General features: G+C 54.5%; 24 protein-coding genes. 10 read left to right on the top strand and 14 right to left on the bottom strand.

Annotated features, from left to right (window positions below; translation table 11 throughout):
* Positions 1–14 precede the first annotated feature (14 nt).
* From B9Z46_RS06075 to B9Z46_RS06030, 10 genes are all read right to left on the bottom strand, one after another.
* The gene (locus B9Z46_RS06075) at positions 15–812 is read right to left on the bottom strand and encodes an SDR family oxidoreductase (protein WP_108254993.1); all 798 of its coding nucleotides are present in this window, start codon (positions 810–812) and stop codon (positions 15–17) included.
* 61 nt (positions 813–873) lie between these two features.
* Positions 874–1779 (bottom strand): DMT family transporter, encoded by a 906-nt coding sequence (locus B9Z46_RS06070; RefSeq protein ID WP_108254992.1) that lies wholly within the window; start codon positions 1777–1779, stop codon positions 874–876.
* The gene (locus tag B9Z46_RS06065) at positions 1776–3398 is read right to left on the bottom strand and encodes a gamma-glutamyltransferase family protein (protein ID WP_108254991.1); all 1623 of its coding nucleotides are present in this window, start codon (positions 3396–3398) and stop codon (positions 1776–1778) included. The genes B9Z46_RS06070 and B9Z46_RS06065 overlap by 4 nt, the downstream gene beginning before the upstream one ends.
* A gap of 3 nt (positions 3399–3401) precedes the next feature.
* Positions 3402–4346, bottom strand: a complete 945-nt coding sequence (locus tag B9Z46_RS06060) for a tripartite tricarboxylate transporter substrate binding protein (protein WP_233245959.1) — start codon at positions 4344–4346, stop codon at positions 3402–3404.
* Between the two features lie 218 nt (positions 4347–4564).
* On the bottom strand, positions 4565–6076 hold the full coding sequence (locus B9Z46_RS06055; RefSeq protein WP_108254990.1) for a tripartite tricarboxylate transporter permease: 1512 nt from the start codon (positions 6074–6076) through the stop codon (positions 4565–4567).
* A gap of 10 nt (positions 6077–6086) precedes the next feature.
* Entirely contained in the window at positions 6087–6575 is a 489-nt protein-coding gene (locus tag B9Z46_RS06050) for a tripartite tricarboxylate transporter TctB family protein (protein WP_108254989.1), read from the bottom strand.
* A 130-nt stretch (positions 6576–6705) separates the two neighbouring features.
* Positions 6706–7473, bottom strand: coding sequence for a spermidine synthase (locus B9Z46_RS06045; RefSeq protein WP_108254988.1), 768 nt, complete (start codon positions 7471–7473; stop codon positions 6706–6708).
* 7 nt (positions 7474–7480) lie between these two features.
* Positions 7481–8359 carry a TatD family hydrolase gene (locus B9Z46_RS06040; protein WP_108254987.1) on the bottom strand — a complete coding sequence of 293 codons (879 nt, stop codon included), beginning with the start codon at positions 8357–8359 and terminating at the stop codon, positions 7481–7483.
* Positions 8356–9060, bottom strand: a complete 705-nt coding sequence (gene lolD, locus B9Z46_RS06035; RefSeq protein ID WP_233245933.1) for a lipoprotein-releasing ABC transporter ATP-binding protein LolD — start codon at positions 9058–9060, stop codon at positions 8356–8358. The genes B9Z46_RS06040 and lolD overlap by 4 nt, the downstream gene beginning before the upstream one ends.
* A complete protein-coding gene (locus B9Z46_RS06030) occupies positions 9053–10330 on the bottom strand; it encodes a lipoprotein-releasing ABC transporter permease subunit (RefSeq protein WP_108254985.1) in 1278 nt (425 codons plus the stop codon). The genes lolD and B9Z46_RS06030 overlap by 8 nt, the downstream gene beginning before the upstream one ends.
* Before the next feature lie 71 nt (positions 10331–10401).
* Here B9Z46_RS06030 and B9Z46_RS06025 point away from each other — a divergent pair, with 71 nt between their 5' ends.
* Both B9Z46_RS06025 and recJ read left to right on the top strand, forming a co-directional pair.
* Positions 10402–11340 (top strand): hypothetical protein, encoded by a 939-nt coding sequence (locus B9Z46_RS06025; RefSeq protein ID WP_108254984.1) that lies wholly within the window; start codon positions 10402–10404, stop codon positions 11338–11340.
* 2 nt (positions 11341–11342) lie between these two features.
* Positions 11343–13052, top strand: coding sequence for a single-stranded-DNA-specific exonuclease RecJ (gene recJ / locus B9Z46_RS06020; protein ID WP_108255745.1), 1710 nt, complete (start codon positions 11343–11345; stop codon positions 13050–13052).
* On the opposite strand, the gene coaD is transcribed toward recJ, so the two are convergent.
* The gene (gene coaD, locus B9Z46_RS06015) at positions 13049–13531 is read right to left on the bottom strand and encodes a pantetheine-phosphate adenylyltransferase (protein ID WP_108254983.1); all 483 of its coding nucleotides are present in this window, start codon (positions 13529–13531) and stop codon (positions 13049–13051) included. The genes recJ and coaD overlap by 4 nt on opposite strands.
* 25 nt (positions 13532–13556) lie before the next feature.
* On the bottom strand, positions 13557–14174 hold the full coding sequence (gene rsmD / locus B9Z46_RS06010) for a 16S rRNA (guanine(966)-N(2))-methyltransferase RsmD (RefSeq protein ID WP_108255743.1): 618 nt from the start codon (positions 14172–14174) through the stop codon (positions 13557–13559).
* Positions 14175–14309: 135 nt separating this feature from the next.
* On the opposite strand from rsmD, the gene ftsY reads away from it, so the two are divergent.
* Positions 14310–15332, top strand: a complete 1023-nt coding sequence (gene ftsY / locus B9Z46_RS06005) for a signal recognition particle-docking protein FtsY (protein WP_108254982.1) — start codon at positions 14310–14312, stop codon at positions 15330–15332.
* On the opposite strand, the gene B9Z46_RS06000 is transcribed toward ftsY, so the two are convergent.
* Entirely contained in the window at positions 15325–16608 is a 1284-nt protein-coding gene (locus B9Z46_RS06000) for an FAD-binding oxidoreductase (protein WP_108254981.1), read from the bottom strand. The two genes, ftsY and B9Z46_RS06000, sit on opposite strands and share 8 nt — an antisense overlap.
* Positions 16609–16738: 130 nt before the next feature.
* Between B9Z46_RS06000 and B9Z46_RS05995 the strand changes: the two genes are divergently transcribed.
* Both B9Z46_RS05995 and B9Z46_RS05990 read left to right on the top strand, forming a co-directional pair.
* Positions 16739–17770: a formylglycine-generating enzyme family protein gene (locus B9Z46_RS05995; RefSeq protein WP_108254980.1), complete on the top strand. Its 1032-nt coding sequence runs from the start codon at positions 16739–16741 to the stop codon at positions 17768–17770.
* Positions 17771–17786: 16 nt separating this feature from the next.
* Complete coding sequence (locus tag B9Z46_RS05990) at positions 17787–19160, top strand: DUF1254 domain-containing protein (RefSeq protein ID WP_108254979.1); 1374 nt, start codon at positions 17787–17789, stop codon at positions 19158–19160.
* 18 nt (positions 19161–19178) lie between these two features.
* On the opposite strand, the gene B9Z46_RS05985 is transcribed toward B9Z46_RS05990, so the two are convergent.
* Entirely contained in the window at positions 19179–19778 is a 600-nt protein-coding gene (locus B9Z46_RS05985; RefSeq protein ID WP_055361382.1) for a TetR/AcrR family transcriptional regulator, read from the bottom strand.
* A gap of 172 nt (positions 19779–19950) precedes the next feature.
* Between B9Z46_RS05985 and B9Z46_RS05980 the strand changes: the two genes are divergently transcribed.
* From B9Z46_RS05980 to B9Z46_RS05960, 5 genes are read left to right on the top strand one after another with little or no spacing between them, the layout of a single operon-like run.
* Positions 19951–21105 (top strand): transporter, encoded by a 1155-nt coding sequence (locus tag B9Z46_RS05980; protein ID WP_055361383.1) that lies wholly within the window; start codon positions 19951–19953, stop codon positions 21103–21105.
* A 21-nt stretch (positions 21106–21126) separates the two neighbouring features.
* On the top strand, positions 21127–22332 hold the full coding sequence (locus B9Z46_RS05975) for a DsbA family protein (protein WP_108254978.1): 1206 nt from the start codon (positions 21127–21129) through the stop codon (positions 22330–22332).
* A 3-nt stretch (positions 22333–22335) separates the two neighbouring features.
* A complete protein-coding gene (locus B9Z46_RS05970) occupies positions 22336–24111 on the top strand; it encodes an arylsulfatase (protein WP_108254977.1) in 1776 nt (591 codons plus the stop codon).
* Complete coding sequence (locus B9Z46_RS05965; RefSeq protein ID WP_108254976.1) at positions 24093–25379, top strand: hypothetical protein; 1287 nt, start codon at positions 24093–24095, stop codon at positions 25377–25379. Before B9Z46_RS05970 ends, B9Z46_RS05965 begins: the two co-directional genes overlap by 19 nt.
* Positions 25372–26163, top strand: coding sequence for an SDR family NAD(P)-dependent oxidoreductase (locus B9Z46_RS05960; protein ID WP_108254975.1), 792 nt, complete (start codon positions 25372–25374; stop codon positions 26161–26163). Before B9Z46_RS05965 ends, B9Z46_RS05960 begins: the two co-directional genes overlap by 8 nt.

The following is a 26163-nucleotide window of genomic DNA, read 5'->3' as shown; positions in this document are numbered from 1 at the left end:
GCATTTTTGTTGACTTAGTAAGTGCCAGGATAAGCACCACCATCGGTCAAGAAATTTTGACCGGTGATGTAAGAAGCTTGCTGGCTACAAATGAAGGCACACAAAGCGCCAAACTCTTGCGGTGTGCCATAACGACCTGCGGGCACCATTGCTTGTTGCTGCGCACGAATTTCGGCCACTGTTTTGCCCGTCTTTTGCGCTGTGGCTTCGACGGTGGTGCGAATGCGATCGGTATCAAACTTGCCGGGCAAGATGTTGTTAAGGGTGACGCCTTGGGCTGCAATTTTGGTGCGCGCCACGCCAGCCACAAAACCCGTTAAACCACTGCGAGCACCGTTCGACAAGCCCAAAATATCAATCGGTGATTTGACCGAACTGGACGTGATGTTGACGATACGGCCAAAGCCACGCGCGGCCATGCCATCGATGGTGGCCTTGATCAGCTCAATAGGCGTCAGCATGTTGGCATCGACCGCATTGATCCAAGCTTCACGGTCCCAATTGCGGAAGTCGCCGGGTGGTGGACCGCCTGCGTTGGTCACCACGATGTCAAAGTCTTTGCCAGGACCTCCTGCCACCGAAAACAAAGCCGCACGACCCGCTTCAGTGGTGATGTCTGCCGCCACAGGAATCAAGGTCACCCCAGGCGCTTCTTTTTGCAAATCGGCCACCGCTTGGTTGAGCACTTCTGCGCCGCGTGCCACCATGACCACGTTCACGCCTTCCAAAGCCAACGCACGTGCACAACCCCAGCCCAAGCCTTTGCTTGCACCGCCCACCAATGCCCATTTACCTTTGATGCCTAAATCCATTTTTTTTCTCCAAAATTAATGCACATTGCCGCAAGCGTTTTGGCGCATTGCAGACTCAAAATTATTCAACAACTTTGGGCGTTTGCGTCACCCAAAATACTCCGCCCAACACCAATGCGGTTCCCATCAGGGTCCATGCATTGAAGGGCTCATTCAACAACAAGGCCCCCATGGTCAAAGTCGACATTGGGCCAATCATGCCAATTTGCGACGTCAAGCCCGGACCGATGCGCTCAATGGCCATCATGACCATCAATACGGGCAACACGGTACAAGCTGTGGCGTTGAGCATGGACAGCCAAATGACCTCGGGTGCCACGTCCAAAGCCGCGGCTGGTTTGAGCACCACAAATTGCACGATGCACAACACGCACGCCACAGTGGTGGCCAATCCCGCCAAACGCAGTGAACCCAAACGCTGCACCATTTGACCGCTGTAGCTGAGGTAAATGGCATAGGTGATGGCGCTTGAAAAAACCAAGGCCGCACCCAAGGCCACATGCTCGCCGACCAAGGACACCTCATGGCCAAACACCAACAGCACACCACTGTAACTGACCGCCATGGCCACGCCTTGGCGATATGAAATTTTGCGCTTGTACAGCACCCAACCTAGTACCAAGACCAAGGTTGGGTTGAGGTACAAGATGAGCCTCTCAAATGAAGCACTGATGTATTGCAGCCCCAAGAAATCCAAAAAACTCGACAGGTAGTAGCCTGAAAAACCCAAACCCAATACCCCTAGCCAATCGCTGCGCGTAAGGGGTTCTTTGCCGCGCCCTGCCCACCACGCCATGGCGATGAAAAACGGTACGGCAAACAGCATGCGAAACATGACCAAGGTGATGGCATCGACGCCATGCCGATAGGCCAATTTCACGATGATGGCTTTGCCGCTGAAAGCAATTGAGCCTGCTGCTGCCAGCAACAGGCCCGATGTGAATTTGGGCTTGGCGGCTTCGCTCAAAAGCCAACCGCCTGCCCATCTCGGCGCGGGTCAGAGGCAGCCACATAACCCTGCACTTTGGGATCGCCCATGCGCCAAATGAATTGGCCAGCACCGAAGTCCATGTACGAATCGTTGATGACAGCCAGCTCATGACCCAAGTCACTCAAGCCCTGCACCGTGTTGCGGTCCATCGACGCTTCCACATTAATGGACAGGCCGTTGTTGCAGCGCCAGCGAGGTGCGTCGCAAGCTGCCTGCGGATTTTGTCCGTAGTCGAGCATGCGGACCAAGGTTTGCATGTGACCTTGCGGTTGCATGCTGCCACCCATCACACCGTAGCTCATGACAGGCTGGCCGTCTTTCGACAAGAATGCTGGAATGATGGTGTGGAAAGGTCGCTTGCCTGGTGCGACCAAATTGGCTGGGTTCAAGCCTTTGGGATCGGTGCTGAAGTCAAAGCCACGGTTGTGCAAACTGATGCCGTACGTGGGCTCGACCACGCCCGAGCCAAAGCCCATGTAATTGCTTTGGATAAAGCTGATCATCATGCCGTTTTCATCGGCAGCTGTGAGGTAAATGGTACCGCCCTTCACAGGATTGCCCGCCTTGAAATCTTGCGCTTTCTTCATGTCAATGAGATTGGCGCGGCTCTTCAAATAGGCGGGGTCGAGCATCTGCGCTGGCGTGACTTCCATGTTGCGCGGATCGGCCACATAGCGGTACACATCGGCAAAGGCCAACTTCATGGCTTCGATTTGCAAATGCTGAGATTCAATACCGTCCACTTTCAAGCTGGGCAAATCAAAGTTTTCCAAAATGCCCAAGGCAATCAAAGCAGCAATACCTTGACCATTGGGTGGAATTTCGTTGAGCGTGTAGCCATGGTAATTTTGCGAAATGGGCTCGACCCATTCAGGGCGGTACTGCGCCAAGTCTTGCAGCGTCATGGCACCGCCATGTTGATTTGAAAACTTCACCAAGGCTTCAGCAATTTCACCTTCGTAGAAGGCACGCCCCTTGGTTTCGGCAATTGCGCGCAAACCACGCGCTGCCGCTTTGAACTGGAACAATTCACCCACGTTGGGTGCACGACCCCAAGGCAAAAATCCTTCTGCAAAACCCGGCAAGGATTGCAGCAGCGGCGTGGCGGCTTCCCATTTTTGCTGCACCACCACGGGCAATAAATAACCCCGCTCTGCAATTTCAATGGCAGGCTCCATCAAATCTGCAAAAGGCAATTTGCCAAAGCGCTCACTCAAAGCGGCCCATGCGCCCACGGCGCCAGGCACGGTGACTGAGTCCCAACCGCGCTTGGGTGGGTTCACCGCATCGGTGCCATATTTTTTGTGAAAGTACTCTGGCGTCCAAGCCTGTGGCGCAGGGCCAGAAGCATTGAGGCCGTGCAGTTTTTGGCCATCCCACAAAATGCAAAACGCATCAGAACCCAAACCATTGCTGACAGGTTCTGTGATGGTGATGGCCGCTGCTGCTGCAATGGCGGCATCGACCGCGTTGCCGCCTTTGAGCATCATGCGCAAACCAGCTTGCGCTGCCAAAGGATGCGAAGTGGAAACAACATTGCGCGCAAACTGCGGCAATCGCGCAGAAGCATAAGGGGTGCTGAAATCAAAGTTCATGTTTCAATCCAAAGTGATTTTGCGTTCAGTGATGATCTTTTTCCATTTGGCCGACTCTGCAGCCAACATGGTGGTGAATTGGGCTGGCGATGTGCCAATCGCTTCAATGCCCAGTCGCTGTAATTTGTCTTTGACTTCGGAGTCGCTCAGCGCTTGAATCGCAGCCGTGTTGACGCGCGAGACCAAATCAGGCCGCATGCCCTGTGGTCCAAACAAACCAAACCATGTGGTGGATTCATAACCAGGCAAGACTTCTGAGATGGCTGGCAAACCAGGCGCCATGTTGGTCCTTTGTGCTGAAGTCACACCTAAGGCACGCAAACGGCCATCTTTGACGTGTGGCAAACCTGTTGGCAAGGAGTCAAACAAAACATCTACTTTGCCACTGATGAGATCTGGCATGGCCAAGGCGGTGCCTTTGTAGGGAATATGCACCACAAACAAACCTGCCTGCGATTTAAACAGCTCAGCCGTCAACTGAACGATGGTGCCATTGCCACTGGAGGCGTAGTTGAGTCGGCCAGGATTTTTCTTGGCCAACTCAATCCATTCTTGAATGGTTTTGGCGGGCGAGCTGTTGGGCACCAACATGATGCTGGGGGCGTTGCCGACCTGGCCAATGGGCGTGAAATCACGCACAGCGTCGTAGGGCATCTTGGGGTTGAGGTTGGGCCCAATGGAGTGCGTGCTAGAAGTGGCGAGCAACAAGGTATAGCCATCGGGCGCGGACTTGGCCACGATGTCCGAGCCCAACGTGCCACCTGCACCAGGTTTGTTTTCAACCACCACCGACGTACCCAATTTTTCGCCCAACTTCTGCGACAAGGTACGCGCAAAAATATCGGTTGCACCACCAGCTGGAAAGGGCACCACCAAGCGGATGGGTTTGGTGGGGTAAGTGGTTGATTGGGCGACTGCAGTGGATGCACCACCCACCAGGCCCATCATGACCACAGCTGCAGACAGCGCAGTTCGCATTGCCAATGCCGAGATTTGACGGCGTTTCAAATTCATTTTGTACTGCATGATGAAATTTCCGATGTCACATGAAGAAGAACATTGTGGCAGGAAAAATGTGAACCTACTTCAACCAAGGCTGTCACTTTTCAGAAGTCCCATGAAAAACGGCACCCGAAGGTGCCGTTCAAGTTCACAACGCGTGTGAATCAATCTTCGACGAAGGCTTCTTCGCGCTTCGATTTGACAGACGGCAAGAGCACAATGATGAGCAACACCGCTGCGGCTGCAAGCAAGCTGGCAGACAAACCGCGTGTGACAAACACGGACCAGTCACCGCGAGACAGCAGCAATGCACGGCGCAAGTTCTCTTCCATCATGGGGCCCAAGATGAATCCCAGCAACAAAGGTGCAGGTTCTACGCCCAACTTGATGAACAAGTAACCAATGACACCGAAGGCACCCACCAACCAGATGTCGAAGGTGTTGTTGTTGGTGGAGTACACGCCAATGGCACAGAACAGCACAATGGCAGGGAACAACCAACGGTAAGGCACTGTGAGCAGCTTGATCCACATGCCAATGAGTGGCAAGTTCAAGATGATCAACATCAGGTTACCAAGCCACATCGAAGCAATCAAGCCCCAGAACAACTCAGGGTTGCTGGTCATCACTTGAGGACCTGGCTGAATGTTGTGGATGGTCATGGCACCCACCATCAAGGCCATCACGGCATTGGGTGGAATACCCAATGTGAGCAACGGAATGAAGGAAGTTTGCGCACCGGCGTTGTTCGCAGCTTCAGGCGCAGCCACACCACGGATGTTACCTTGACCAAAGGGAACTTCGCCTGGACGAAGTTTGGTTTTCTTCTCGATGGTGTAAGCGGCAAAAGCAGCCAACAATGCACCACCGCCTGGCAAAATACCAAGGCATGAGCCAATGGTCGTTCCACGCAACACCGCAGGAATCATGTTGCGGAAATCTTCACCCGTAGGGAGCAAACCAGTCACTTTTCCGGTGAACACTTCGCGCTTGTCTTCAGGTTGGGACAAGTTGGCAATGATCTCGCCATAACCAAACACACCCATGGCAATGGTAATGAAACCAATGCCGTCTGTGAGTTCAGGAATGTCGAAGCTGTAACGGGCCACGCCAGAGTTAACGTCGGTACCCACCAAGCCCATCAGCAGGCCCAGCACAATCATGGCCACCGCTTTAAGCAAGGAACCAGAAGCCAACACCACCGCGCCGATCAAACCCAAAATCATGAGTGAGAAGTACTCGGCAGGACCGAATTTGAAGGCCACTTCTGTCAAAGGCGCTGCAAAAGCCGCCAAGATCAAAGTACCCACGCAACCGGCAAAGAATGAACCCAAACCAGCGGCCGCCAAAGCGGGACCCGCACGGCCTTTGCGGGCCATCTGGTAACCGTCAATCACCGTTACCACGGAAGAAGACTCACCAGGCAAGTTCACCAAAATAGCGGTGGTAGAACCACCGTATTGGGCACCGTAGTAAATACCGGCCAACATGATCAAAGCCGCAATGGGGGGCAAAGCATAAGTGGCTGGCAAGAGCATGGCAATGGTTGCCACGGGGCCAATGCCAGGAAGCACACCAATCAAGGTGCCCAGCAAACAGCCGATGAAAGCATAAATCAGGTTTTGGAAGGTGAAAGCCACCCCAAAACCCAACGCCAAGTTATTGAACAAGTCCATTGATTACTCCTTAGCCGCTAATGAATGTTGGCCACACAGGGAACTGCAGTTTGAGCAGCATGATGAAAGCTGCGTAGCTCATCACTGACAAAATGGCGCTCAACACGATGGTTTCTTTGAAGTTGAACTGATCACCAGCCATGCTGACCACGATGGTGGTGCCAAAAATGGCTGCAATCAAACCCATGGCTGGCAAACCAATGCTGGGCAAACCGCCCAACAACACGCCAAACAACAAGTTGCCGGCAATGATGAAGATCAGGGGCTTCCAGGCAAAAGCGCCAACGGGTTCGCCATCGGGGGTTTCAACCACCAATGACTTGAACAAAATCGCAGCGCCTAACAGCGCCAAGATCACGCCCAGTAGCAGGGGAAAGTAGCCAGGGCCCATGCGGGCGCCGGTACCAATGGTGTAACTCGTTGCTCCGTAGGCAAATGAAGCACCGACAACGGTGAACATCAGACCGGAGAAAAAGTCTTTCGAACTTTTGATTTTCACAGGGACACTCCTCCAAAAAGTTTGGGATGGCGGGATTCTGAACCTAAACCACCGCAAACCGGATGTGGATTTCACCTACAGAAGGTCAATGAAGGGCCCAAACGTTTGGGTTAACCCTAGGTTTGAGGGTTTATTGTTTCACGAGCGGTTTGAAAACGCGCAGCCATTTGGTGGCGGGCAGGCCAAATCGGTTCTCAATGGCTTCTGCTTGCGTGAGCAAAACTTCGCGTTTGGGCCTGCTGGGCGTGCGTTGCGCCAAGACCACCGTGTTGCCCTCTCGGGTGGGTTTGAAAGCCCACAAGGCATCCTCCCCAAAAGCTTCTGCCATCTTGGCCAAGCTCTTTTCATAACTGGAGGTGCGGCCAAACAAATTGACCGCCATTGTGCCTTCGTCTGTAAGCAAGGCACGGCAGTTTTGATAAAACGCAACGGAGTCCAGAACAGGTGCGGCCGCCTCGTGGTCGTACAAGTCCACGTGCAAGATGTCGACCGTGCCTAACCATTCATCGCTTTGAATTTCTTGCGCAGCATCGGCAATGATGACGCGCATGCGTGGACCGTCTTCTGGCAATTTGAACCAGCCACGGCAGGCATGTAAAACGCCGGGGTTGAGTTCGATGGCGGTGCAAGTCCACTTGAGCTTCTTGTAACAAAACTTGGTGAGGCTGGCCGCCCCCAAACCCAACTGCATGGCATGCCTGCCAGCCACCGACGCGCTTTTTAAAAACAACAAGCCGGCCATCATGCGCTGCACATATTCAAGCTCTAACTCAAAGGGCTCTTTGATGTTCATGGCGCCTTGAATCCAAGGCGTGCCCAAGTGCAAATAGCGCGAGTCACCGTGCTCTGAGAAGTTCACTTCTGGCAGTTCGATGGCTTTGGATTTTTTAACGGACATAAAGACTCTAATGGGAGCTTAAAGATGAAATCGATTGAAGGCGCGGCAAGACACGCAGTGTGTTTTGCACAGTGGCTGTAGCCACATGCTCTATTGACGCGCCACGCAGTTGCGCCAGCACGGCGCCAATTTGTGGCAACTGACTCGGCTCGTTTCGTCCTTGCGGCAAGCCCTCTGATTGTCGCTGGGATTGGGTTCGGTAAAGCCAATGCGGCGGTATATCGGGTGCGTCGGTTTCCAACACGATGGCATCCAAAGGCAAGGTCGTGGCCAATTGACGCAATTGCAAGGCGCGCTCGTAGGTCATGGCGCCGCCAAAGCCCAATGCAAAACCCAGTTCAACAAACACCTGCGCTTGTTGCAAGCTGCCATTGAACGCATGGGCAATGCCACCTTGAACTTGGCATCGGCGCAATCCCTTCAGCAGCGCATCGGCCGACTTTCGCACGTGCAGGATGACAGGCAGCTTGTAGGTTTTGGCCAGCTTCAACTGCGCGTTGTAAAAAAATTCTTGCTTGTCTCGCATGGCAGGCTCGCACAAACTGGGCACCCAAAAGTCCAAGCCGATTTCACCCAAGGCGACCAAACGTGGATCGCTTGCAGTGCCCTCTTCATTCAAAGACAAAGCCGATTGCAAATGCTGTTCTAACAAAGCCAAGTCAGACACTTGGGCTTGAGGCACATACAAAGGATGAATGCCCAATGCGTAGGGCTGATTCGTGCTGCGTGCAAATTGACGCAGTGGTTCAAAGTCTTTGGCCTGAACGGCAGGCATGACACAAGCCGCAACACCTTGCGCTTGTGCACGCTTTAAAACTTCCAAGCGATCGTGCGCAAACTCTGGGGCATCCAAATGGCAATGGCTGTCAATCCACTGCACGGTCATGGCTGCAGCACGCCCCTGTCCAATCGCAACACACGGCTGCAGCGAGCCGCCAAATGAGCATCGTGCGTCACCACGACAAAAGCGGTGCCTTGGCTTTGCGCCGTGTTCAACATGACATCGAACACACCTTCTGCGGTGCTGCGGTCAAGGTTGCCTGTTGGCTCATCGGCCAACACACAGGCTGGCTGCGTCACCATGGCGCGGGCAATGGCCACGCGTTGACGTTCGCCACCCGACAATTCAGCAGGACGGTGCAATGCACGGTGATCAAGCCCCACACGCTCTAACCACTTCATGGCCACTTGCTCGGCCTCCGCCTTGTTTGTGCGGCGAATCCACAAAGGCATGGCCACGTTTTCAAGCGCAGTGAATTCGGGCAAGAGATGGTGGAACTGGTAGACAAAGCCTAGCAACAGGTTGCGCCTAGCACCTTGCGCTGCGGCGCTCAATTGCGTCCACGCTTGACCCTGCAACAGCACGTGTCCTTGGGTGGGCTGATCGAGGCCGCCCATCAAATGCATCAGGGTGCTTTTGCCAGAACCCGAGGCTCCCACAATGGCCACCGTTTCACCAGCACCCACTGTCAGGTTCACCTCTTGCAAGACGGACACATCGAGACCGCCTTCGGCAAAGCGTTTGCTCAAACCGCGCACTTCCAAAACGGCTTGTGCTGTTGACATGGGGCTTGCTGAATTACTCATAACGCAAAGCCTCCGCAGGATTGACTTGGCTGGCACGCCAGCTGGGATACACCGTGGCGACAAAAGACAAGAGCAAAGAAATGAGCACCACAGGCAAGATGTCGCTCATCTGCGGATCGCTGGGCATTCGGCTGATGAGGTAGATGTCTTTGGGCAAGAAACTGGCTTGGAACACGGCCTCTAAGGCAGGCACGATCACATCGATGTTGAAGGCAATCAACAAGCCCAACAGCATGCCACCCAAGGTGCCAATGACGCCAACCATCGCACCTTGCACCATGAAGATGCCCATGATGCTTTGGGGACTGGCCCCCAACGTGCGCAAGATGGCAATGTCGGCTCGCTTGTCAGTGACCGTCATGACCAAGGTGCTGACCAAATTGAACGCTGCCACAGCCACAATCAGGGTCAGGATGATGAACATCATGCGTTTCTCAACCTGCACAGCAGCAAACCACGTGCGGTTTTGCTGCGTCCAATCGCGCACGGCCATGCCCATTGGCAAGGCCGGTGCAAGTTCTTTGGCCACCGCACGCGCCTCATGCAAATCTTTGATTTTCAAACGAATGCCTGTGGGGCCTTCGAGCCTGAAAATTTTGCCCGCATCGGCCACATGCAACATCACGAGTGCCGAGTCGTATGCATAATGGCCAGAATTGAACAGGCCCACCACTTCCATTTGTTTGAGGCGCGGCAAGACGCCCGCGGGTGTGACCTGGCCGTTCGGGGCAATGAGGGTGACGGGGTCGCCAACGCGCAGTCCCAACTGCCGCGCCAAATCGACGCCCAAAACCACCCCAAACTTGCCTGGCGACAAGGCTTGGATGCCAGGCATGCCCTCGTTGAATCCTTGAGAGGCCACCGACAGGTCCACCACCGATGGCTCCAAGGCGGGGTCGATGCCGCGCACCAACACACCCTTCATGTCTTCACCGCGGGCCAACAGGGCCTGCGCGGCAATGAAGGGGGCCGCGCCCATCACTTGCGGATGTGCTTTGACTTGTTTCAAAGTGCCTTCCATGTCTTCGAGGGCACCGCCATCGACCGAGATGACTTCAATGTGGGACACCACACTCAGCATTCGATCGCGGACTTCTTTTTGGAAGCCATTCATGACCGATAGCACAATGACCAACGCGGCCACGCCCAAACCGATGCCCAACATGGACACCCCAGAGATGAAGGAGATGAAGCCGTTGCGACGCGTGGCGCGGCCTGCGCGGGTGTAGCGCCAACCTAAAACCAATTCGTACGGTAGTTTGAGTGTCATGCCTTCATCATTTCAAGCGTGTCATATCAGACCTGCAACAGGGTGATTGTGTCATCCCTGACAATACAGGCATGAACGACGCTTTGCCTTTGTCAAACAGCCCCGCTGCTGCAGGCCCCCCACATTGGGTGATTGCCTATGCCAGCAGCCACGCCGCCCCCTTGCAGCAAGCTTTGGACACATTGTATTTGCCTCATTTGGAAAAAGTCCTGCAAGGCATGACTTGCGTTGCCAAATCAGACGCAGAAGTCGAAGCCACCGCCCCACTCCTGCCCCATGAAAATGTCCCCACTTTATGGGATCAATCCCCTGCGTGGGGAGAGGAAGCGCTGATCACCCCTTGTCACTGGCAAGTGGGCATGAACGAAGTTTTGTTGCTGAACCCTGCCGAAATGCAGCTCAGCGCGGAGGAATCGCAACAACTGCTGGCGGCTGTGAAGCCCTATTTTGAAGAAGATGGCCTGCACCTCTCCTACGAGAGCCCTCTAATTTGGCGCGCCACGGGTCCCTTGTTCAAAGACATGCCCTTTGCCTCCTTGGAAAAAGTCGCAGGACAACACATCAAGGATTGGCTGCCACAAGGCCCCCACGCGCGCACGTTGCAGCGCTTGCAAAGTGAAATGCAAATGCTGCTCTACCAACACCCCGTGAACGATTTGCGAAGCCAAGAAGGCCGCTGGACCGTGAACTCATTTTGGGTTCACCGCTCACTAGAACAACTTTATCCAAACAATGACATCACTGCGTTTCGCATGGACCTGCAACAAGCAGCTGTCAGCGGCAACGCCAAGGCATGGCTTGCGCAGTGGCAAGTGCTCGACACATGGATGGGACATCAATTCCAATCTGCGCCTTCAGGCATTGCATCGATCACCTTGTGCAGTGAAACGCATTGGCGGCACTATCGCCCACACCCCCCATCCTGGCTTCAATCTTTGAAGCGCAAGGTGTCCCCTCTCAAAGTGCAAGCCGAGTTGCATGCACTCACCGCCGGAGTTTCTGCCCCATGAGTTTGCAAATTTTGACGCGCGATGTACCGCCGCGTACAGCGTGGACGCTGGAACAAGCCGGTGTTCACCCCTTGCTGTCCCGCTTGTTTGCCGCAAGGGGCATTCAAAGTCCAGATGAACTTGACGATGGTTTGGCCAAACTCTTGCCCCCTCAAACGTTGAAAGGCACTGAAGCTGCAGCCAACTTATTGGCCGATGCCATCGACGCTCAAAAACGTCTGTGCATCGTAGCCGATTACGACTGCGATGGCGCCACGGCTTGTGCTGTTGGCCTGCGCGGCTTGCGCATGCTGGGCGCACAACACGTGAGCTACATCGTTCCCGACCGTGTTGTCGATGGCTATGGCCTCACCGCCCCCATTGCACAGCGCGTTCAACAAGCGGGCGCCGATGTGTTGATCACCGTGGACAACGGCATCGCCAGCATGGAAGGCGTGGCACAAGCACAAGCTTTGGGATTGCAAGTGTTGGTCACCGACCACCATCTGCCTGCCGCCACATTGCCCAGCGCCGATGTGATCGTCAATCCCAATCAACCCGGCTGCAGTTTTGAAAGCAAAGCTTTGGCGGGTGTGGGCGTGATGTTTTATGTGCTGCTGGCTTTGCGCGCAGAACTGCGTAAACGCGGCCTGTTCACTGCCGAGACACAGCCCAAACTGGATGCACTCTTGCCCTTGGTGGCCTTGGGTACCGTGGCCGATGTGGTCAAACTGGACAACAACAACCGGCGCTTGGTGGCACAAGGCTTGAAGCGCATTCGCGCGGGCGCCATGCCCACAGGCATGTTGGCCTTGTTCAAAGCTGCTGGTCGCGATGCACGCGTGGCCACCACCTTTGATTTTGGTTTTGCACTGGGCCCACGCATCAATGCAGCGGGTCGTCTGTCTGACATGACTTTGGGCATTGAATGCCTGAGCACCGACGATGCAGCGCGCGCAGACGAGTTGGCTCGGCAACTCGACAGCATCAACCGTGAGCGCCGCGACATTGAAGGCGACATGCGCCAGCAGGCCATGGAAATTGCCGAGTCTTTGATGGACGACAGTGAAGAACCGCCACCCGCCATTTGCGTGTTCGACCCCGATTTTCATGAAGGCGTGGTGGGCATTGTGGCCTCGCGCATCAAGGACAAATTTCACCGGCCTTGCTTTGTGTTTGCGGCCAGCAATGCACCAGGCAAAGAGCACGAGCTCAAAGGCTCAGGTCGCTCCATTCCAGGTTTTCATCTGCGCGATGCCCTTGACCTGATGGTCAAGAAACACCCTCACCTGTTGTTGCGCTTTGGGGGTCATGCCATGGCGGCAGGTTGCACCATCGAAGAGGAACATTTGGAATTGTTTGAAGCCTGCTTCATGGAGGTGGCTGCACAACTTTTGTCGCCCGCCACATTGCAGCGCAAACTGGAAACCGATGGCCCCTTGGATGCGCAATATCGCCGCGCCGAGTTTGTCGATGTGATGCACAAGGAAGTGTGGGGCCAAGGCTTTGCACCGCCGGTGTTCAGTGACGAGGTGGAAGTGGTGTCACAACGCTTGGTAGGCGAAAAACATTTGGCCTTGAAACTCAAACATCAAGGTCAGCCTGTGGATGGCATTTGGTTTGGCCGCATTGAGCCACTGCCTGCGCGCGTGAAGTTGGCTTACCGCTTAGATGTGGACGAATGGCAAGGCCAAAAACGAGTTCGCTTCATGGTGGAAGCTGCAGAGCTTTAACGTTTGGCTTGCAGGGCCTTCAGCACTGCGGGCGAAACCAAGCCGTCCACTTTGCCACCGAGCGTCGAGATTTCACGCACCAAGGTGCTGCTGATGTGCTGAACTGATGCGCTGGTGTGCAAGAAGATGGTGTCCACTTCGGGCGCCAAGTGGCGGTTCATGCCGGCCATTTGTGTTTCGTAGTCGTAATCGGTGACCGAACGCAATCCGCGCACAATGACGCGAGCGCCTTGGCTGTGCACAAAGTCGCACAACAAGCCTGAGAACGTCACCACTTCAACATTGCCTAGATCTTGGGTCACGTCTTTGGCCAGGGCCAGTCGCTCGTCCAAGCTGAACAAGGTTTTTTTGTGATGCGCAGCAGCCACCGCCACCACCACATTGTCAAACATTTGCGCAGCGCGGTACACCACATCTTCGTGGCCCAAAGTGATGGGGTCGAAGGTTCCAGAATAAACGGCAGTGACTGAGCGACTCATGTGAACTCCTGATCAATGAGGGGCATTATCCCTCGATGGGCCGTTGTAGCAAATGGGCATGCACAGCACCCGCCTTCATGTATTTGACAGGCTGCAAACCGCAGGCGGCAAGCGCCTCAGCCTGCCATGCCACTGGCGCTTCCAAATAAACCCACCCGCCGGGCACCACCGCTTGGGCAGAGGCCTGCAAGGCTTTTTCAAAATGAGCGCCGTCAAAGGGGGGGTCTAGAAAGATCACATCTAGGCTGCCGGGCGCAAGGCGCTGAAGGGCCATCATGGCATCGCCTTTTTGAACTTGCACAGCTGTGGCCGACAAACGTTTTTGAGTTTCACCCAACAAGCCCACCAATTGGGCGTCTTGTTCCAACATCAGCACAGACTTGGCACCGCGTGAAGCTGCTTCAAAACCCAGTGCACCCGTACCCGCAAAGGCGTCTACACAGCGCCAGTCCGTGAGGTCTTGGCCCAACCAATTGAACAGGGTTTCACGCACACGGTCTGGCGTGGGGCGCAGACCTGGTTTGTCGATGACTTTGATTTTGCTGCGTTTCCATTGGCCGCCAATGATTCGCAACTCATGCGAGGGTGATCCTGTGACAGCCTTGGCCACGGGGGGAGTCTTGTTGAGGGGTTTGGTTCTCATAGGTGGCAAGCTTAAACGCTTGATGCAGGTCAGTTGACGCATCGCGCAAAAAAACACACAGAAGCCCCGTCAGCCATGCTTTTTTGAGAGAGTCTGGCGTTTTACTTAGAATGGGCACTTAGACAACGCCCACTTATGTTCAGTTTCTTTCGCTCCAAACCCAAACCAGACGCTGCCGAAGCGCCCCCATCTGCGCCCCAAACGCAGGCGCTGCAAGTACCTTCTGAACCTGAAGTTAGCGCTGAGGAGGCAGCAAAGCCCCGGCAATCATGGCTCAGCAAACTGAAAGCGGGATTGCGCAAAACGGGGGGTAGCATTGCCGCCGTCTTCACGGGCACCCAAATTGACGATGCGCTCTACGAAGAATTAGAAACCGCCTTGCTCATGGCCGATACAGGGGTGAAGGCCACAGAGTTTTTATTGAATGATTTGAAAGCGCGCGTCAAAGCCGCAAAAGCTACCGAACCTTCCGCCGTCAAAGCACTTTTGATTGACGCCATCACCGACATGCTGATGCCCCTGCAAAAACAATTGCAAATTGGCGACCAAAAACCCATGGTGCTGATGGTGGCGGGTGTGAATGGCGCTGGCAAAACCACTTCTATTGGCAAACTGACGCACCACTTGGCCGACCAAGGCGCCAGCGTGTTATTGGCTGCCGCTGATACCTTCCGCGCTGCTGCGCGCGAGCAATTGGCGGTATGGGCGCAACGCAATACGGTGGAGATCATTAGCCAAGAAGGTGGCGATCCCGCGGCCGTCAGCTTTGATGCCGTGTCTGCAGGCAAAGCACGTGGCCGAGATGTGGTGTTGGTCGACACAGCAGGTCGCTTACCGACACAACTCCACCTCATGGAAGAGTTGAAAAAAATCAAACGTGTGGTGCAAAAGGCCGATGCGCAAGCGCCCCACGAAGTGCTGCTGGTGATCGATGGCAACACGGGGCAAAACGCGCTCACGCAAGTCAAAGCTTTTGATGAAGCCTTGGGCCTGACGGGCTTGATCGTGACCAAACTGGATGGCACCGCCAAAGGCGGCGTGCTGTGCGCCATTGCCCGCGAAAAACCCATTCCGGTTTATTTCATTGGTGTGGGCGAACAACTCGACGATTTGCAAACCTTTGATGCGCATGAATTTGCGCAGGCTTTGCTCAACTAAAACGCGCTGGACTGAAAGCTGCGGGGTTGATGCTGGTCCTTTCGCCAGCCATCAACTCAGCCAACAACACACCGGTGCCCGGCCCCGTACTAAAGCCGATGTGCTGGTGACCAAATGCCAGCCACAAGCCCGGGCACTGCGGCATCTCGCCAATCACGGGTCGACTGTCGGGCGTGGTGGGACGTGAGCCCAGCCAATCGGAACCCTCAACCGCTTCTTTGAGTGGAATGGCGCGCCGCGCTGCGTTTTCTGCCGCTTCCAATTGCTGAGCGTTGGGCGCTGCATCGCGCCCCGCCAACTCCACACCGGTGGTCATTCTGAGAACTGGCGCCCCTTCAGCATTGACCATGGGCGACAACACATAAGCCCCTGCCGTGTCGTACACCGGCCGTTGCAAAGTCACGCCTGCCACAGGTTTGAAATGCCGGTGATACCCCCTCTCAAAGGCCATGTGGGCTTTGAAGTCGGATGGCAGCTGACTGGCTTTGAGCAAACTCTCGGACCATGGTCCCATGGCCAGCACCACGTTGGGTGTCCAATGGGGGGAACCACTGGCATCTGTCCATTGCCAACCTTGTGGCTGTTTTTGCAATGCGCGTACTTCGGACTTTTGGAATACACCGCCCTGTTTCACAAACTGATTGGCATAGGCCTTGACCACTTCTCCAGGGTTGTCGACTGAAGATGCATCTTGAATCCACAGTGCATGTTGGAATTGGCTTGAAAGGTGGGGCTCTAAAGATTGAATGTCTTGGCCATGCAGCGCTTGTGCAGCCACCGAAAATTCTTGCAAAACTTCTCGCGAAAAGGCACTGCCACGCCATGCTGCATCGTTTTGGAACAACCACAGCCAACCGTTTTCGCGCAAACGATGTTGCACCGCTGATTGCGCCAACCAAGCTTTGTGGGTCTGGGCAGACAACTGAATCAAGCCATCCAATGCCACGGTGGTGATGTCAAACGATTGGCGTCTGGCATGCCACAAAAATCGCCACATGAAATCAAAGTGCGCCAAAGCACTGGGGCGAACTTGCAAACTGGGGCCCGGCTTGAGCAGCATGCGCGGCAAGCTTTGCCAAAGCCCAGGACGATTAAAGGGCAACAGCGAACTGCGCGACAACACACCCGCATTGCCAGCCGAAGTTGCTTCGCCAGGGTTGCGCTGATCGACCAAGGTGACATGCCATCCCTTGGCCTGCAAAGCCAATGCGCACGACACACCCACCATGCCCGCACCGAGCACTGTGACTTGCCGACTGGTCTCGAAGAAATTCATGGGCTCATTTTGCTTCAAAAAATTGATGAATCACTTTTGACAAAACCTCACGATGACCGCGCTGTCAGGTTTACAGTCAAAGCATCGGGCTTTATAGTGCCCTCACTAAATTGGGAATGGATTGAACTGAATGCAGAAGTCGCGCTTGTATTTGTGGTTGGGTGGCTTTTGCGTCGCATTGATCGCAGTTGTGGCTTGGCAATTCAAACCTGCCGATACAACAGAAATTGTTGCCACCGGCAAATTGCAATGTGATTTACCTGCACCCGATGCCAAGGCACCTCACCCTGGCATGGTGTGGGTTCCACCAGGCAAGTTCGACATGGGCGACAGCGTGTATGCCGAAGAAAAGCCCGTGCGCAATGTGCAAGTCAAAGGCTTTTGGATGGACCGCACCGAAGTCACCAACCAAGAATTTGCAGCCTTTGTCAAAGCCACGGGCTATGTCACCGTGGCAGAGCGCCCAGTGGACCCCAAGCTGCATGCCAGCTTGCCCGAAGTCATGCGCCAAGCAGGCGCGGTGGTTTTCAAAATGCCGAGCCAACTAACGCGGGGTGACGATCCAAGTCAATGGTGGCAATACATGCCTGGGGCCAACTGGCAACACCCCGCAGGGCCTGCCACAAGCATCGAAAAGCATGGGCATTTTCCAGTCGTTCACATCACTTACGAAGACGCATTGGCGTATGCCAAATGGAAAGGCCGCACCCTGCCAACTGAGGCGCAGTGGGAATGGGCCGCGCGTGCAGGCGCCAAAGAATTGCCAAGTCAGCACGACCAACCGGCCAGTGCCAACACGTGGCAAGGTATTTTTCCCATGGCCAATTCTGCGGAAGATGGCTTTGCTGGCCTTGCCCCTGTAGGCTGTTATGGGGCCAATGCTTGGGGCCTGTTTGACATGATTGGCAACGTGTGGGAACTGACGGCCGATGTGTTTGTGGCTGAGCGATCGACCCCAGCGAAGGGTCAAGGCTTGGACCCCGATGCCGCACAACAACCACCGGTGTTCAAAGCAGGCACGCCGCAAGCCCGCGTCATCAAAGGGGGCTCGTTCTTGTGCGCCCCCAACTATTGCATGCGCTACCGCGCAGGTTCCCGGCAGCCGCAAGAAGAAGATTTGGCCGTGAGCCATTTGGGTTTTAGGACCATCTTGCAACCCTGAAGAAAAGCCCACATCCATGTACGCTGTCAAATCAACTGGCCAACGCGTTGGGGTCTTCATGCTTGGCACGGTGATCTTGATCGCAGCCTTGCTAGCCCTGCTCAAAGACAAAATCATGTTGGGTGCCGAGGCATATTTGTACGGGTACCCCTTGGTGATGATGGAAACCACACGCGTGCACAGTGGCCAGTTCATCGGACCCGAAAACCAGTTGCGCTTGGTGAGACAGTTTCCCGATGCCAACTTCAAGGATGTGGTTCGCCCCAACGTTGACACGCTGTACACCACTGCTTTCATCAGCATGAAAGACGGACCCTGGGTGTTTGAAATGCCCGCCAACACAGAACGTTACGAATTGATGCCGTTCATGGATGCTTGGACCAACGTGTTTGCATCACCAGGCACGCGCACCAGTGGAACGGCTGCAGCCACTTATTTGTTGACCGGCCCCGGATGGCAAGGTGACGTTCCTGTGGGCATGCAAAGGCTCCAATCCCCAACCGACATGGTCTGGCTGATTGGCCGCACGCAAACAAATGGCGAGGCCGACTATGCAAGAGTTCACCGTTTGCAAGACCGATTGCGATTGAAAAAATTAGGGCCTGACAACAAGCCCAACGCAAGCACGCCAGATGCATGGCAGCGCAGCACGATGCCCGCTGTGCCACCTGTTGTGCAGATGCGCAACATGGCCACGGCAGATTTTTACGAGCATTTGATGGGCTTGATGGTGGCCAACCCTGCCTCCGCAGACGATGCGCCCATGCTGCAACGTTTGGCCGCTGTGCAATTGGTCCCAGGCCAAGCGGTCCGTTTGAATGCCTTGAACAAAGCATGTTTTGCGCTGGGCCGCTGGCTAGCCGACTACAAAGTACACAAGGTCTTGAGCACCAAAGCCACCGATGGCACGTGGTCCTCCCCGCCCTTGAATCTGGGTGCCTATGGTACCGACTACAACACACGTGCTGCAGTGGCCATGGTGGGTTTAGGCGCCAACTTGCCGCAAGATGCGCTGTACCCCAATACCAGCTTGGACCATGAAGGCAAACAGCTGATGGGCGATCAACGTTACCGCCTGCATTTCAAGGCCAATCAATTGCCACCCGTCAAAGCTTTCTGGTCCATCACCGCTTACGGTGCGGATGAGTTTTTGATCGATAACCCCCTCAAGCGCTATGCCTTGGGCGACAGAGATGCACTTAGCTTCAATGCCGATGGCTCACTGGACATTTGGATACAGGCGCAAGCGCCTGACACCCCTGCAAAGCGCAGCAATTGGCTGCCCGTGAAAGATCAAGCGCCTTTCTTGCTCAATGCCCGCCTTTATTGGCCGAAAGACGATGCACTGAATGGTGGCTGGAAAATGCCCGCCATTGAGCGTTTGCACTGATGCAAAGCGCTGCGAACCTCAGTTCACTTGTTTGGCCACCAAGTAATGTGAAATGAGTGTTCGAAAATAGGCGCGGATGTTGGGAGGATTGGCCGGACGGCTTAATGCTTGAAAGCCTCCTGCAATGGACAAATAAAGCAGCGCTGCCAAATCACGCGCTTTGGTGGCATCTTTCACCAACACCAAAAATTTGGACTGAAACAAGTCCATGCGATTGGCATCAACCTCAACCAACAATTGCGCCGCCACTGGGTTGTGATGGCTGAGTGCGCGCATGGCTTGTTCAAAACGCAAGTTTTCCAATTCGGAACCCGCCTGAAGAAAAGCAGCATCCACGACCAAGTCCAAATCCTTCAGCGCGTCACCGCTTTGCTGCAATTTCAATTTGGCGTCCAACTCCAATTGCGCCACTTTCCAGCGCATCAGCAAACTGTTGATCAGATCGGCGTGGTCGGTGAAGTGCCAATAAAAACTGCCACGTGTCACTTTGAGTTTTTCGGCCAAGGAAAGGACTTTGACGTTGTCAAAGCCGCCATCCACCACCGCTTTGAAAGCCTCGTCCAGCCAATCATCCCGGGTCAGGCGCGATGCTTCTTGGGCTGTGGGTTTTCGATTCATTGGTGGTTGGCTGGCCATAGAAGTCATGAGATATTTTGCAACACTCGCCGATCGGACCTCTTTATTGGGAGCCGCTAGCGAAAACCCTAAACATGTTTGATCTTTGCTGTGCTAGAGTGAAATGTCAATACACAAGTGTACTGACTTACACCCACATTCTTTGGAGACACCCATGATTCGTTCCATGCACAAAGCAACACCTCGCCAGTACATTCTTGCCTCATTGCCATGGGTCTGTCTCCTAGCCTGCGGCTTGAATGCGCAAGCTGCTGAAAGTTACAAACTGCGTCAAGCCCCTGTGGGTGCATTTGGTGGTGAGATTGCGGCGTCGGCCGACAACCCCGGTTTTTTTGGCACCGCCAGCCTGACGCAATTGCAGATTTACAAAATTGCCGATGCCAATGGCAACAATGTTGCGCCCTCTTCCATTGCACCGATTCAATTGAATCCAGCACTGCCTTACAAAGTGGCGTTCCCAACAGGCAGCTTGGCCTTCAATCAAGATCAAACACAATTGAATTTGGTGGGTGGTTACCTCACCGAAGGTAAATATGGCGATGGTCACGTGGCCTTTGCCATCAACGTGCCCTTCATCCAGCAAAAGCGCACCTTTGTGGTGACGCAACCTGCAGGCACATTGACTCCCGCAGCCACAACACCTCCTTTGAGCGCTGCCATCGTAGGCCAACTCAATGCGGGTGCCGCGCAAGCCAATGCCCTGGTTCAGGCCAAAGTTTTGGCAGCCGGCGCCAATCAAAATCTTGAGACCTCTGGCGTTGGCGATACCGAGTTGTCGACTGTTTGGGTTCGTCACGTCGATCGACTCAAAGTGGCCGCAGGCGTTTCCTTGTTTGTCCCCACAGGCTCTTACGATAAAAATCGTGGCCCCAACCCAGGCTTTGGCAACTTCTACACCTTGCGTCCCGGTGTGGCCGTGACGTACAACTTGAACCCCAAGCACTCGGATGAAACATGGGACTCTGGCGTCACCATTGCAGGTCGCGTTTCTTATGGCATGAACACGCGCAACAAAGACACCGATTACAAAAGCGGCAACTTCATTTACAGCGAAGGCGGTATTGTCAAAGTTCGTGGTGATTGGGCCTATGGCGTGAATGTGTTCTCTATTCAACAAATTTCTGACGACACAGGCAGCGGCGCCACGCTGGGCGGCAATCGCTACAAAACCAATGGTGTCGGACCTTTTGTCTCCTTCAAGTTGCCCGGTAAAGACGCCGGCTTCAACTTGCAATACAGCGACAACTTTGGTGGCCGCAACGCCATCGTGGCCAAGTCATTGCAATTGCGTTTTGTGAAGGCTTGGTAAGCCCTTCAGTGAATTGACGCCATGTCCTTTCGCAGTTTAAAAAGTTGGCTGATGCCCGTCATCAGCCAACGTTTTTTATCTCGCGAAAGATTGTTGGCCCTGCGCCGTCAAGCAGAACAAAAAAGACAATCGCAAAGTCGGCCCCATGTGCTGCACTTTTTCCATCAGGTCGACGATCCCTATTCACAATTGTTGGCGCAGGCCATACCGCTGCTGAAGTCGCGCTATGCCGTCTCCATCTTGCAGCATGTGGTGGGCGAGCCTGATGACTCCGCGGTGCCTGAACGTGAAATGCTGAAGGCTTACAGCCAACTTGACGCATCACGCTTGGCATCTCACTACGGCTTGCGTTTTCCTGAGGCCGTCGAACCTGTTCACACACCCAAACCCACCGCCGAGTCACTGTTAGCGTCTCATCGCTTGCGCAAAACTTGGGGCCACTACCTCAGTGGCATGATTTATTACGAAGGCGAATGGTATTGGGGCATTGACCGCTTGCACCACCTTGAATCGCGTCTAACCGATTTGGGTTTGTCGACACAAAAAAAATCGCACCCCCAACAGCGCAGCGCACCCCTCTTTGTCACTCAGCAATACCAGCCCTTGCGCAATGTGCCTGAAGGCACCAGCATCGACTTCTACTTCTCTTTGCGAAGCCCTTACTCAGCCATCAGTGTGGCCAAAGTGTTTGACTGGGCCAAAGCCAATGGCGTGCAAGTGAATTTGAAATACGTGTTGCCCATGGTGATGCGCGGTCTGCCCGTCCCCGCCGAAAAAAGAAAATACATCAGCTTAGATACAGCGCGAGAAGCACACCTTCAGAACGTGCCCTTTGGCCGCTTGAACGATCCTGTTGGCAAGCCCACCGAACGCGGTTTGGCTCTGATCCCTTTTGCCCAAATGCACCAATTGGCTGAAAGCTACATTCAATCCTTCATGCAAGGCGTTTGGTCTGAAGGTTTGGATGCCGGCACAGACGCTCATTTGAAAATCATGGTCGAGCGCGCTGGCCTTAATTGGGAAGCTGCCAAAGACATCCTGAAAAGCAAAGCCAATGACGCGCATTGGCGTGCTGTTGCCGAGCAAAACAGACAAGCCATGCTGGCCTTGGGCCTGTGGGGCGTGCCGTCCTTCCGATTCGAAGAAACAGCTGTGTGGGGGCAAGACCGCTTTTGGGTGATCGAAAAAGCCATGCACGCTGAGTTTGACCCTCCAACACCCGCTTGAACCATGTCATTGATTTGCAGTACCCGCCACACATGGCTGAGCATTTTCGCCGCCGCAACCTTGGCCATCTGTGCGCCTGCATGGGCGAAACGCCCCAACATCGTGGTGTTATTGGCCGACGATTGGGGCTTCAGCGATGTCGGTGCATTTGGCAGTGAAATTCATACACCGCATTTGAACCAATTGGCGCAATCGGGCACACGCTTTTCTAACTTTCACGTCAGTGCATCATGTTCGCCAACGCGCTCGATGTTGTTGACCGGTGTTGACAACCACCTGAATGGCGTGGGCAACATGCGCGAAACCATTCCCCAATCGCATGTGGGACGCGCCGGTTACTTGAGCGTTTTAAACCAACGCGTGGTCACTGTGGCCAGCCTGTTGCAAGACCACGGCTATCGCACCTACGCTGCTGGCAAATGGCATGTTGGCAAAGAGCCGCACAACTTACCCCCTGCGCGCGGCTTTGACCGCTCCTTGGTGATGGGCGACAGTGGCTCGGACAACTGGGAGACCGGCAAGTTGTATTTGGACTTGACGGACAAGGTGTATTGGTACGACAACGGGCGTGAAGCGCAAATGCCCAAGACTTTTTACTCGTCAGAGTTTTACGTCAGCAAAACCTTGGACTACTTGAAGACGGATGCCAAATCGGACAAACCGTTTTTTGCTTACTTGGCATTCCAAGCCAATCACATTCCGCTTCAAGCGCCCCAAGAGTTCATCGACAAATACAAAGGCCGCTACAACGCAGGTTGGGATGTGTTGCGTCAAGAGCGCCGCAACAAGGCCATCGAGTTGGGCTTGGTGCCGCCCAACACACCCATGGCTGCCTTGCCCGCTACGCATGTCGCTTGGGACTCCCTCAGCCCGCAAGACAAAGCTTACCAAGCACGCCGCATGGAAGTTTATGCCGCCATGGCAGAGGCCATGGACTTTCACATTGGCCGCCTGATGGCGCACTTGAAGCAAACCGGAGAATACGACAACACCGTCTTTGTGTTCATGTCAGACAACGGTGCAGAAGCATCCGATCCCTACGCCTTGGCGGTTGGCCGCTGGTGGCTGGACCAACATTACAACCGCGACATCGATCGCCTTGGTAGTCCAGGCGCTTACAGCATCATTGGCCCCAACTGGGCACGCGCTGCCACAGCACCTTTGAATACGTACAAGTTTTTTGCAGGCGAAGGAGGCATCCGGGTTCCATTAATCATCTCTGGCATCCCTGCCGCCCACAAACAGTCGGTCCAAAACAGCCTGACACACGTCAGCGACATCGTCCCCACCTTGCTTGATTTGGCGGGTGTACAGCACCCCGGCACTTCTTACAAAGGTCAAACCATTTATCCGCTGACGGGTCACAGTTTGCTGCCCATCCTTCAAGGCAAAGCCACACGGGTTCGCGGCCCAGAGGAAGTGTTGGGTTATGAGCTGTCTGGCAATCGCGCCGTCTTTAAAGGTGACTACAAATTGCTGAGCAATTTGGCACCCGTGGGAGATGGCCAATGGCATCTCTACAACATCGCAACGGACCCCGGTGAGACACGGGACTTAAAAGACGAGATGCCAGAGCTGTTCCAAAGCCTGCAAAACGATTACGCCAAATGGGCCAAGGCCAATGGCGTACTGCCGATGCCCGAGGGCTATGACCCGATTCAACAAGTGATCATCAACTCGTTGGTGTTTGTGTACTGGCCACGTTACCAATGGCACCTGGCAGGTTTGGGTGTGTTGCTTTTGCTCAGCGGGGTGTGGCTATGGCGACGCAGGCGTTAAGCGGCTACTTTGACAGCCCTTGGCCTTGCGAAGATGCAGGCCCAAGCAGATTGCAAGCATTGCAGGGTGCCAAAGGCTTGAACCTCCAAGCCCACGAAAAACTTCAAAGTACCTCACGACGCACACATCTCTCCACCATGACGGTGTTGGGTGAGCCTGGTGAAGTTTTTTTGCTCACGCATTCTGTCCTTGCATCGCATTTCGGTTTAGCCACTTCCGCGCAAGTCGCTTTGATCGATCCCATCACTCTGGCCACCAGAGTCCAATCCCCACGATTGCCAGGTGGGCCGATGTGGCCAGGCGGCATGGCCGTTCTCAGCAACGGTCATGTGTTGGTGGTTTATGGGCGGCATGCACATCTGCTGAACCGGCAATGTGAGTTGCTGCATTCAAAACAACTGCCTATCAATGAGCCCTACAACAGCTTTGTGGTGTTGGCGAATGGCCTGGTGGTGACCAAAAACATCTCTGACAAAACAAGCGCTCGTTTAAGTGTCTTGAATCCGGACACGCTCGAACCCATGGCTTCAGACATTGACTTTGCGGAACCCTCTATTGCCCGCCTCAGTGCACATGGCAATACCGTGTACGTGGTGGGTATGACTTCAGTGGTGCGTTACCACTGGGATGAAGCGCAATTGTGTTTGGTCCAAGATGCCACATGGTCTTGTCACTACTTGAAAGATGCCAAGCAAAGCTATGGCTGGGACCTGGTGCTGACAGAACACGATGCCTGGTTCATGGACAACGGCGCGCACAACTACGTGATGAGCATGCTGGGTGCGGGCCAAAATGACATGCCCAACCGGCTGCACCGTGTGTCACTCACCGATTCAAGCGTTCACCAGCATTGGGAAGTGAGCGGCATCCAAGGTGGCGCCATCACCAATCCGCCCTTGGTCGATGAAGCACGGCAAATTGTGGTGGCCTTTGATTCGGCCAATCGCCATCTGCGCGCATGGCGCATCCATCGGAATTTCGGGCATGACACACAGCTTGAATTAGAAGACCTTTGGCATCTACAAAATTTTGGCGCGGCCAGTCACATGCTGCTGTTTGCCGACACAGGCGAACTGTGTATCAACGATTACCAGCGCTTCAAAGAGCAAGTGGTCATTTTGGACATCGAAACTGGCCAAGAAAAATCGCGCACCCACACAGGTGGCTTGATGCAAGGCGTGGTGTTTCCCAGTGCAGGCTGGCAACGCGACGTTTACTGGTCCTCCATGGACCGACTGACACGGATACACATCGCACCCCATGACTAAAACCATTCTGATTACCGGCGCAGGCACAGGCATTGGCAAAGACACGGCCTTTGCTCTGGCTCAAAGAGGCCACCGGGTATTGGCCACCACGCAAACTGAGGCGCAAGCTTTGAACTTGAAGCAGGCTGCCAGCGAACAAGGCCTTCGTTTGGAGGCTTTCAAACTGGACATCACCTTGAAAGAGGACCGGGCATTGCTTGCACAACACCACGTCGATGTGCTCATCAACAACGCCGCTATGGGTGAATCGGGCTCTTTGGCAGAAGTGGACATGCAGCGCGTGCGTCAATTGTTTGAAGTCAATTTGTTTGCCACTTTAGAGCTCACGCAAGTGGCTTTGCGTCAAATGATTGAACGCGAAAGCGGCACTGTCTTGTTCATCAGTTCCATTGCGGGACGAGTGCCCATGCCCTTTTTGATGCCCTACAGCATGAGCAAGTTTGCATTATCTGCCGCAGCGGCTGGCCTTCGCGCCGAGATGGACCAACTGAAAAAGAACATTCACATTACCGTGATTGAGCCTGGCGCCATTCACACTGGCTTTAACCAAGCCATGACCGACAGCAAGTACGCATGGATGGGGCCCTCATCTTATTTTGCGCACCAAGCTGAAGCCATGAAAAAGCAAGAGCGCATCACCTTCAATTGGCTTGAAGCCAAAACCACGCGCAGCATTGCGAATGCCATTGTGAAAGCGACTGAAGCCAAGAGGCCACGTCTGCGGTACGTCGCACCTTGGATTCAAGGCTTTGGTGTTCGTTTGGCCAGAATTTTGGGAGTTTGA

The organism is Limnohabitans sp. Hippo4, from assembly GCF_003063605.1.
Lineage (GTDB): Bacteria > Pseudomonadota > Gammaproteobacteria > Burkholderiales > Burkholderiaceae_C > Limnohabitans_A.
The sequence above is the reverse complement of the archived record's forward strand: the minus strand, read 5'-3'. Positions and strand labels throughout refer to the sequence as shown.

Coding starts and splice junctions, on each gene's coding strand:
- B9Z46_RS06075 (WP_108254993.1), bottom strand. CDS start 812: ATGGATTTAGGCATCAAAGGTAAATGGGCATTGGTGGGCGGTGCAAGC.
- B9Z46_RS06065 (WP_108254991.1), bottom strand. CDS start 3,398: ATGAACTTTGATTTCAGCACCCCTTATGCTTCTGCGCGATTGCCGCAG.
- B9Z46_RS06060 (WP_233245959.1), bottom strand. CDS start 4,346: ATGATGGGCCTGGTGGGTGGTGCATCCACTGCAGTCGCCCAATCAACC.
- B9Z46_RS06055 (WP_108254990.1), bottom strand. CDS start 6,076: ATGGACTTGTTCAATAACTTGGCGTTGGGTTTTGGGGTGGCTTTCACC.
- B9Z46_RS06045 (WP_108254988.1), bottom strand. CDS start 7,473: ATGTCCGTTAAAAAATCCAAAGCCATCGAACTGCCAGAAGTGAACTTC.
- B9Z46_RS06040 (WP_108254987.1), bottom strand. CDS start 8,359: ATGACCGTGCAGTGGATTGACAGCCATTGCCATTTGGATGCCCCAGAG.
- lolD (WP_233245933.1), bottom strand. CDS start 9,060: ATGAGTAATTCAGCAAGCCCCATGTCAACAGCACAAGCCGTTTTGGAA.
- B9Z46_RS06030 (WP_108254985.1), bottom strand. CDS start 10,330: ATGACACTCAAACTACCGTACGAATTGGTTTTAGGTTGGCGCTACACC.
- B9Z46_RS06025 (WP_108254984.1), top strand. CDS start 10,402: ATGAACGACGCTTTGCCTTTGTCAAACAGCCCCGCTGCTGCAGGCCCC.
- coaD (WP_108254983.1), bottom strand. CDS start 13,531: ATGAGTCGCTCAGTCACTGCCGTTTATTCTGGAACCTTCGACCCCATC.
- rsmD (WP_108255743.1), bottom strand. CDS start 14,174: ATGAGAACCAAACCCCTCAACAAGACTCCCCCCGTGGCCAAGGCTGTC.
- ftsY (WP_108254982.1), top strand. CDS start 14,310: ATGTTCAGTTTCTTTCGCTCCAAACCCAAACCAGACGCTGCCGAAGCG.
- B9Z46_RS06000 (WP_108254981.1), bottom strand. CDS start 16,608: ATGAATTTCTTCGAGACCAGTCGGCAAGTCACAGTGCTCGGTGCGGGC.
- B9Z46_RS05995 (WP_108254980.1), top strand. CDS start 16,739: ATGCAGAAGTCGCGCTTGTATTTGTGGTTGGGTGGCTTTTGCGTCGCA.
- B9Z46_RS05990 (WP_108254979.1), top strand. CDS start 17,787: ATGTACGCTGTCAAATCAACTGGCCAACGCGTTGGGGTCTTCATGCTT.
- B9Z46_RS05985 (WP_055361382.1), bottom strand. CDS start 19,778: ATGAATCGAAAACCCACAGCCCAAGAAGCATCGCGCCTGACCCGGGAT.
- B9Z46_RS05980 (WP_055361383.1), top strand. CDS start 19,951: ATGATTCGTTCCATGCACAAAGCAACACCTCGCCAGTACATTCTTGCC.
- B9Z46_RS05975 (WP_108254978.1), top strand. CDS start 21,127: ATGTCCTTTCGCAGTTTAAAAAGTTGGCTGATGCCCGTCATCAGCCAA.
- B9Z46_RS05970 (WP_108254977.1), top strand. CDS start 22,336: ATGTCATTGATTTGCAGTACCCGCCACACATGGCTGAGCATTTTCGCC.
- B9Z46_RS05965 (WP_108254976.1), top strand. CDS start 24,093: ATGGCGACGCAGGCGTTAAGCGGCTACTTTGACAGCCCTTGGCCTTGC.
- B9Z46_RS05960 (WP_108254975.1), top strand. CDS start 25,372: ATGACTAAAACCATTCTGATTACCGGCGCAGGCACAGGCATTGGCAAA.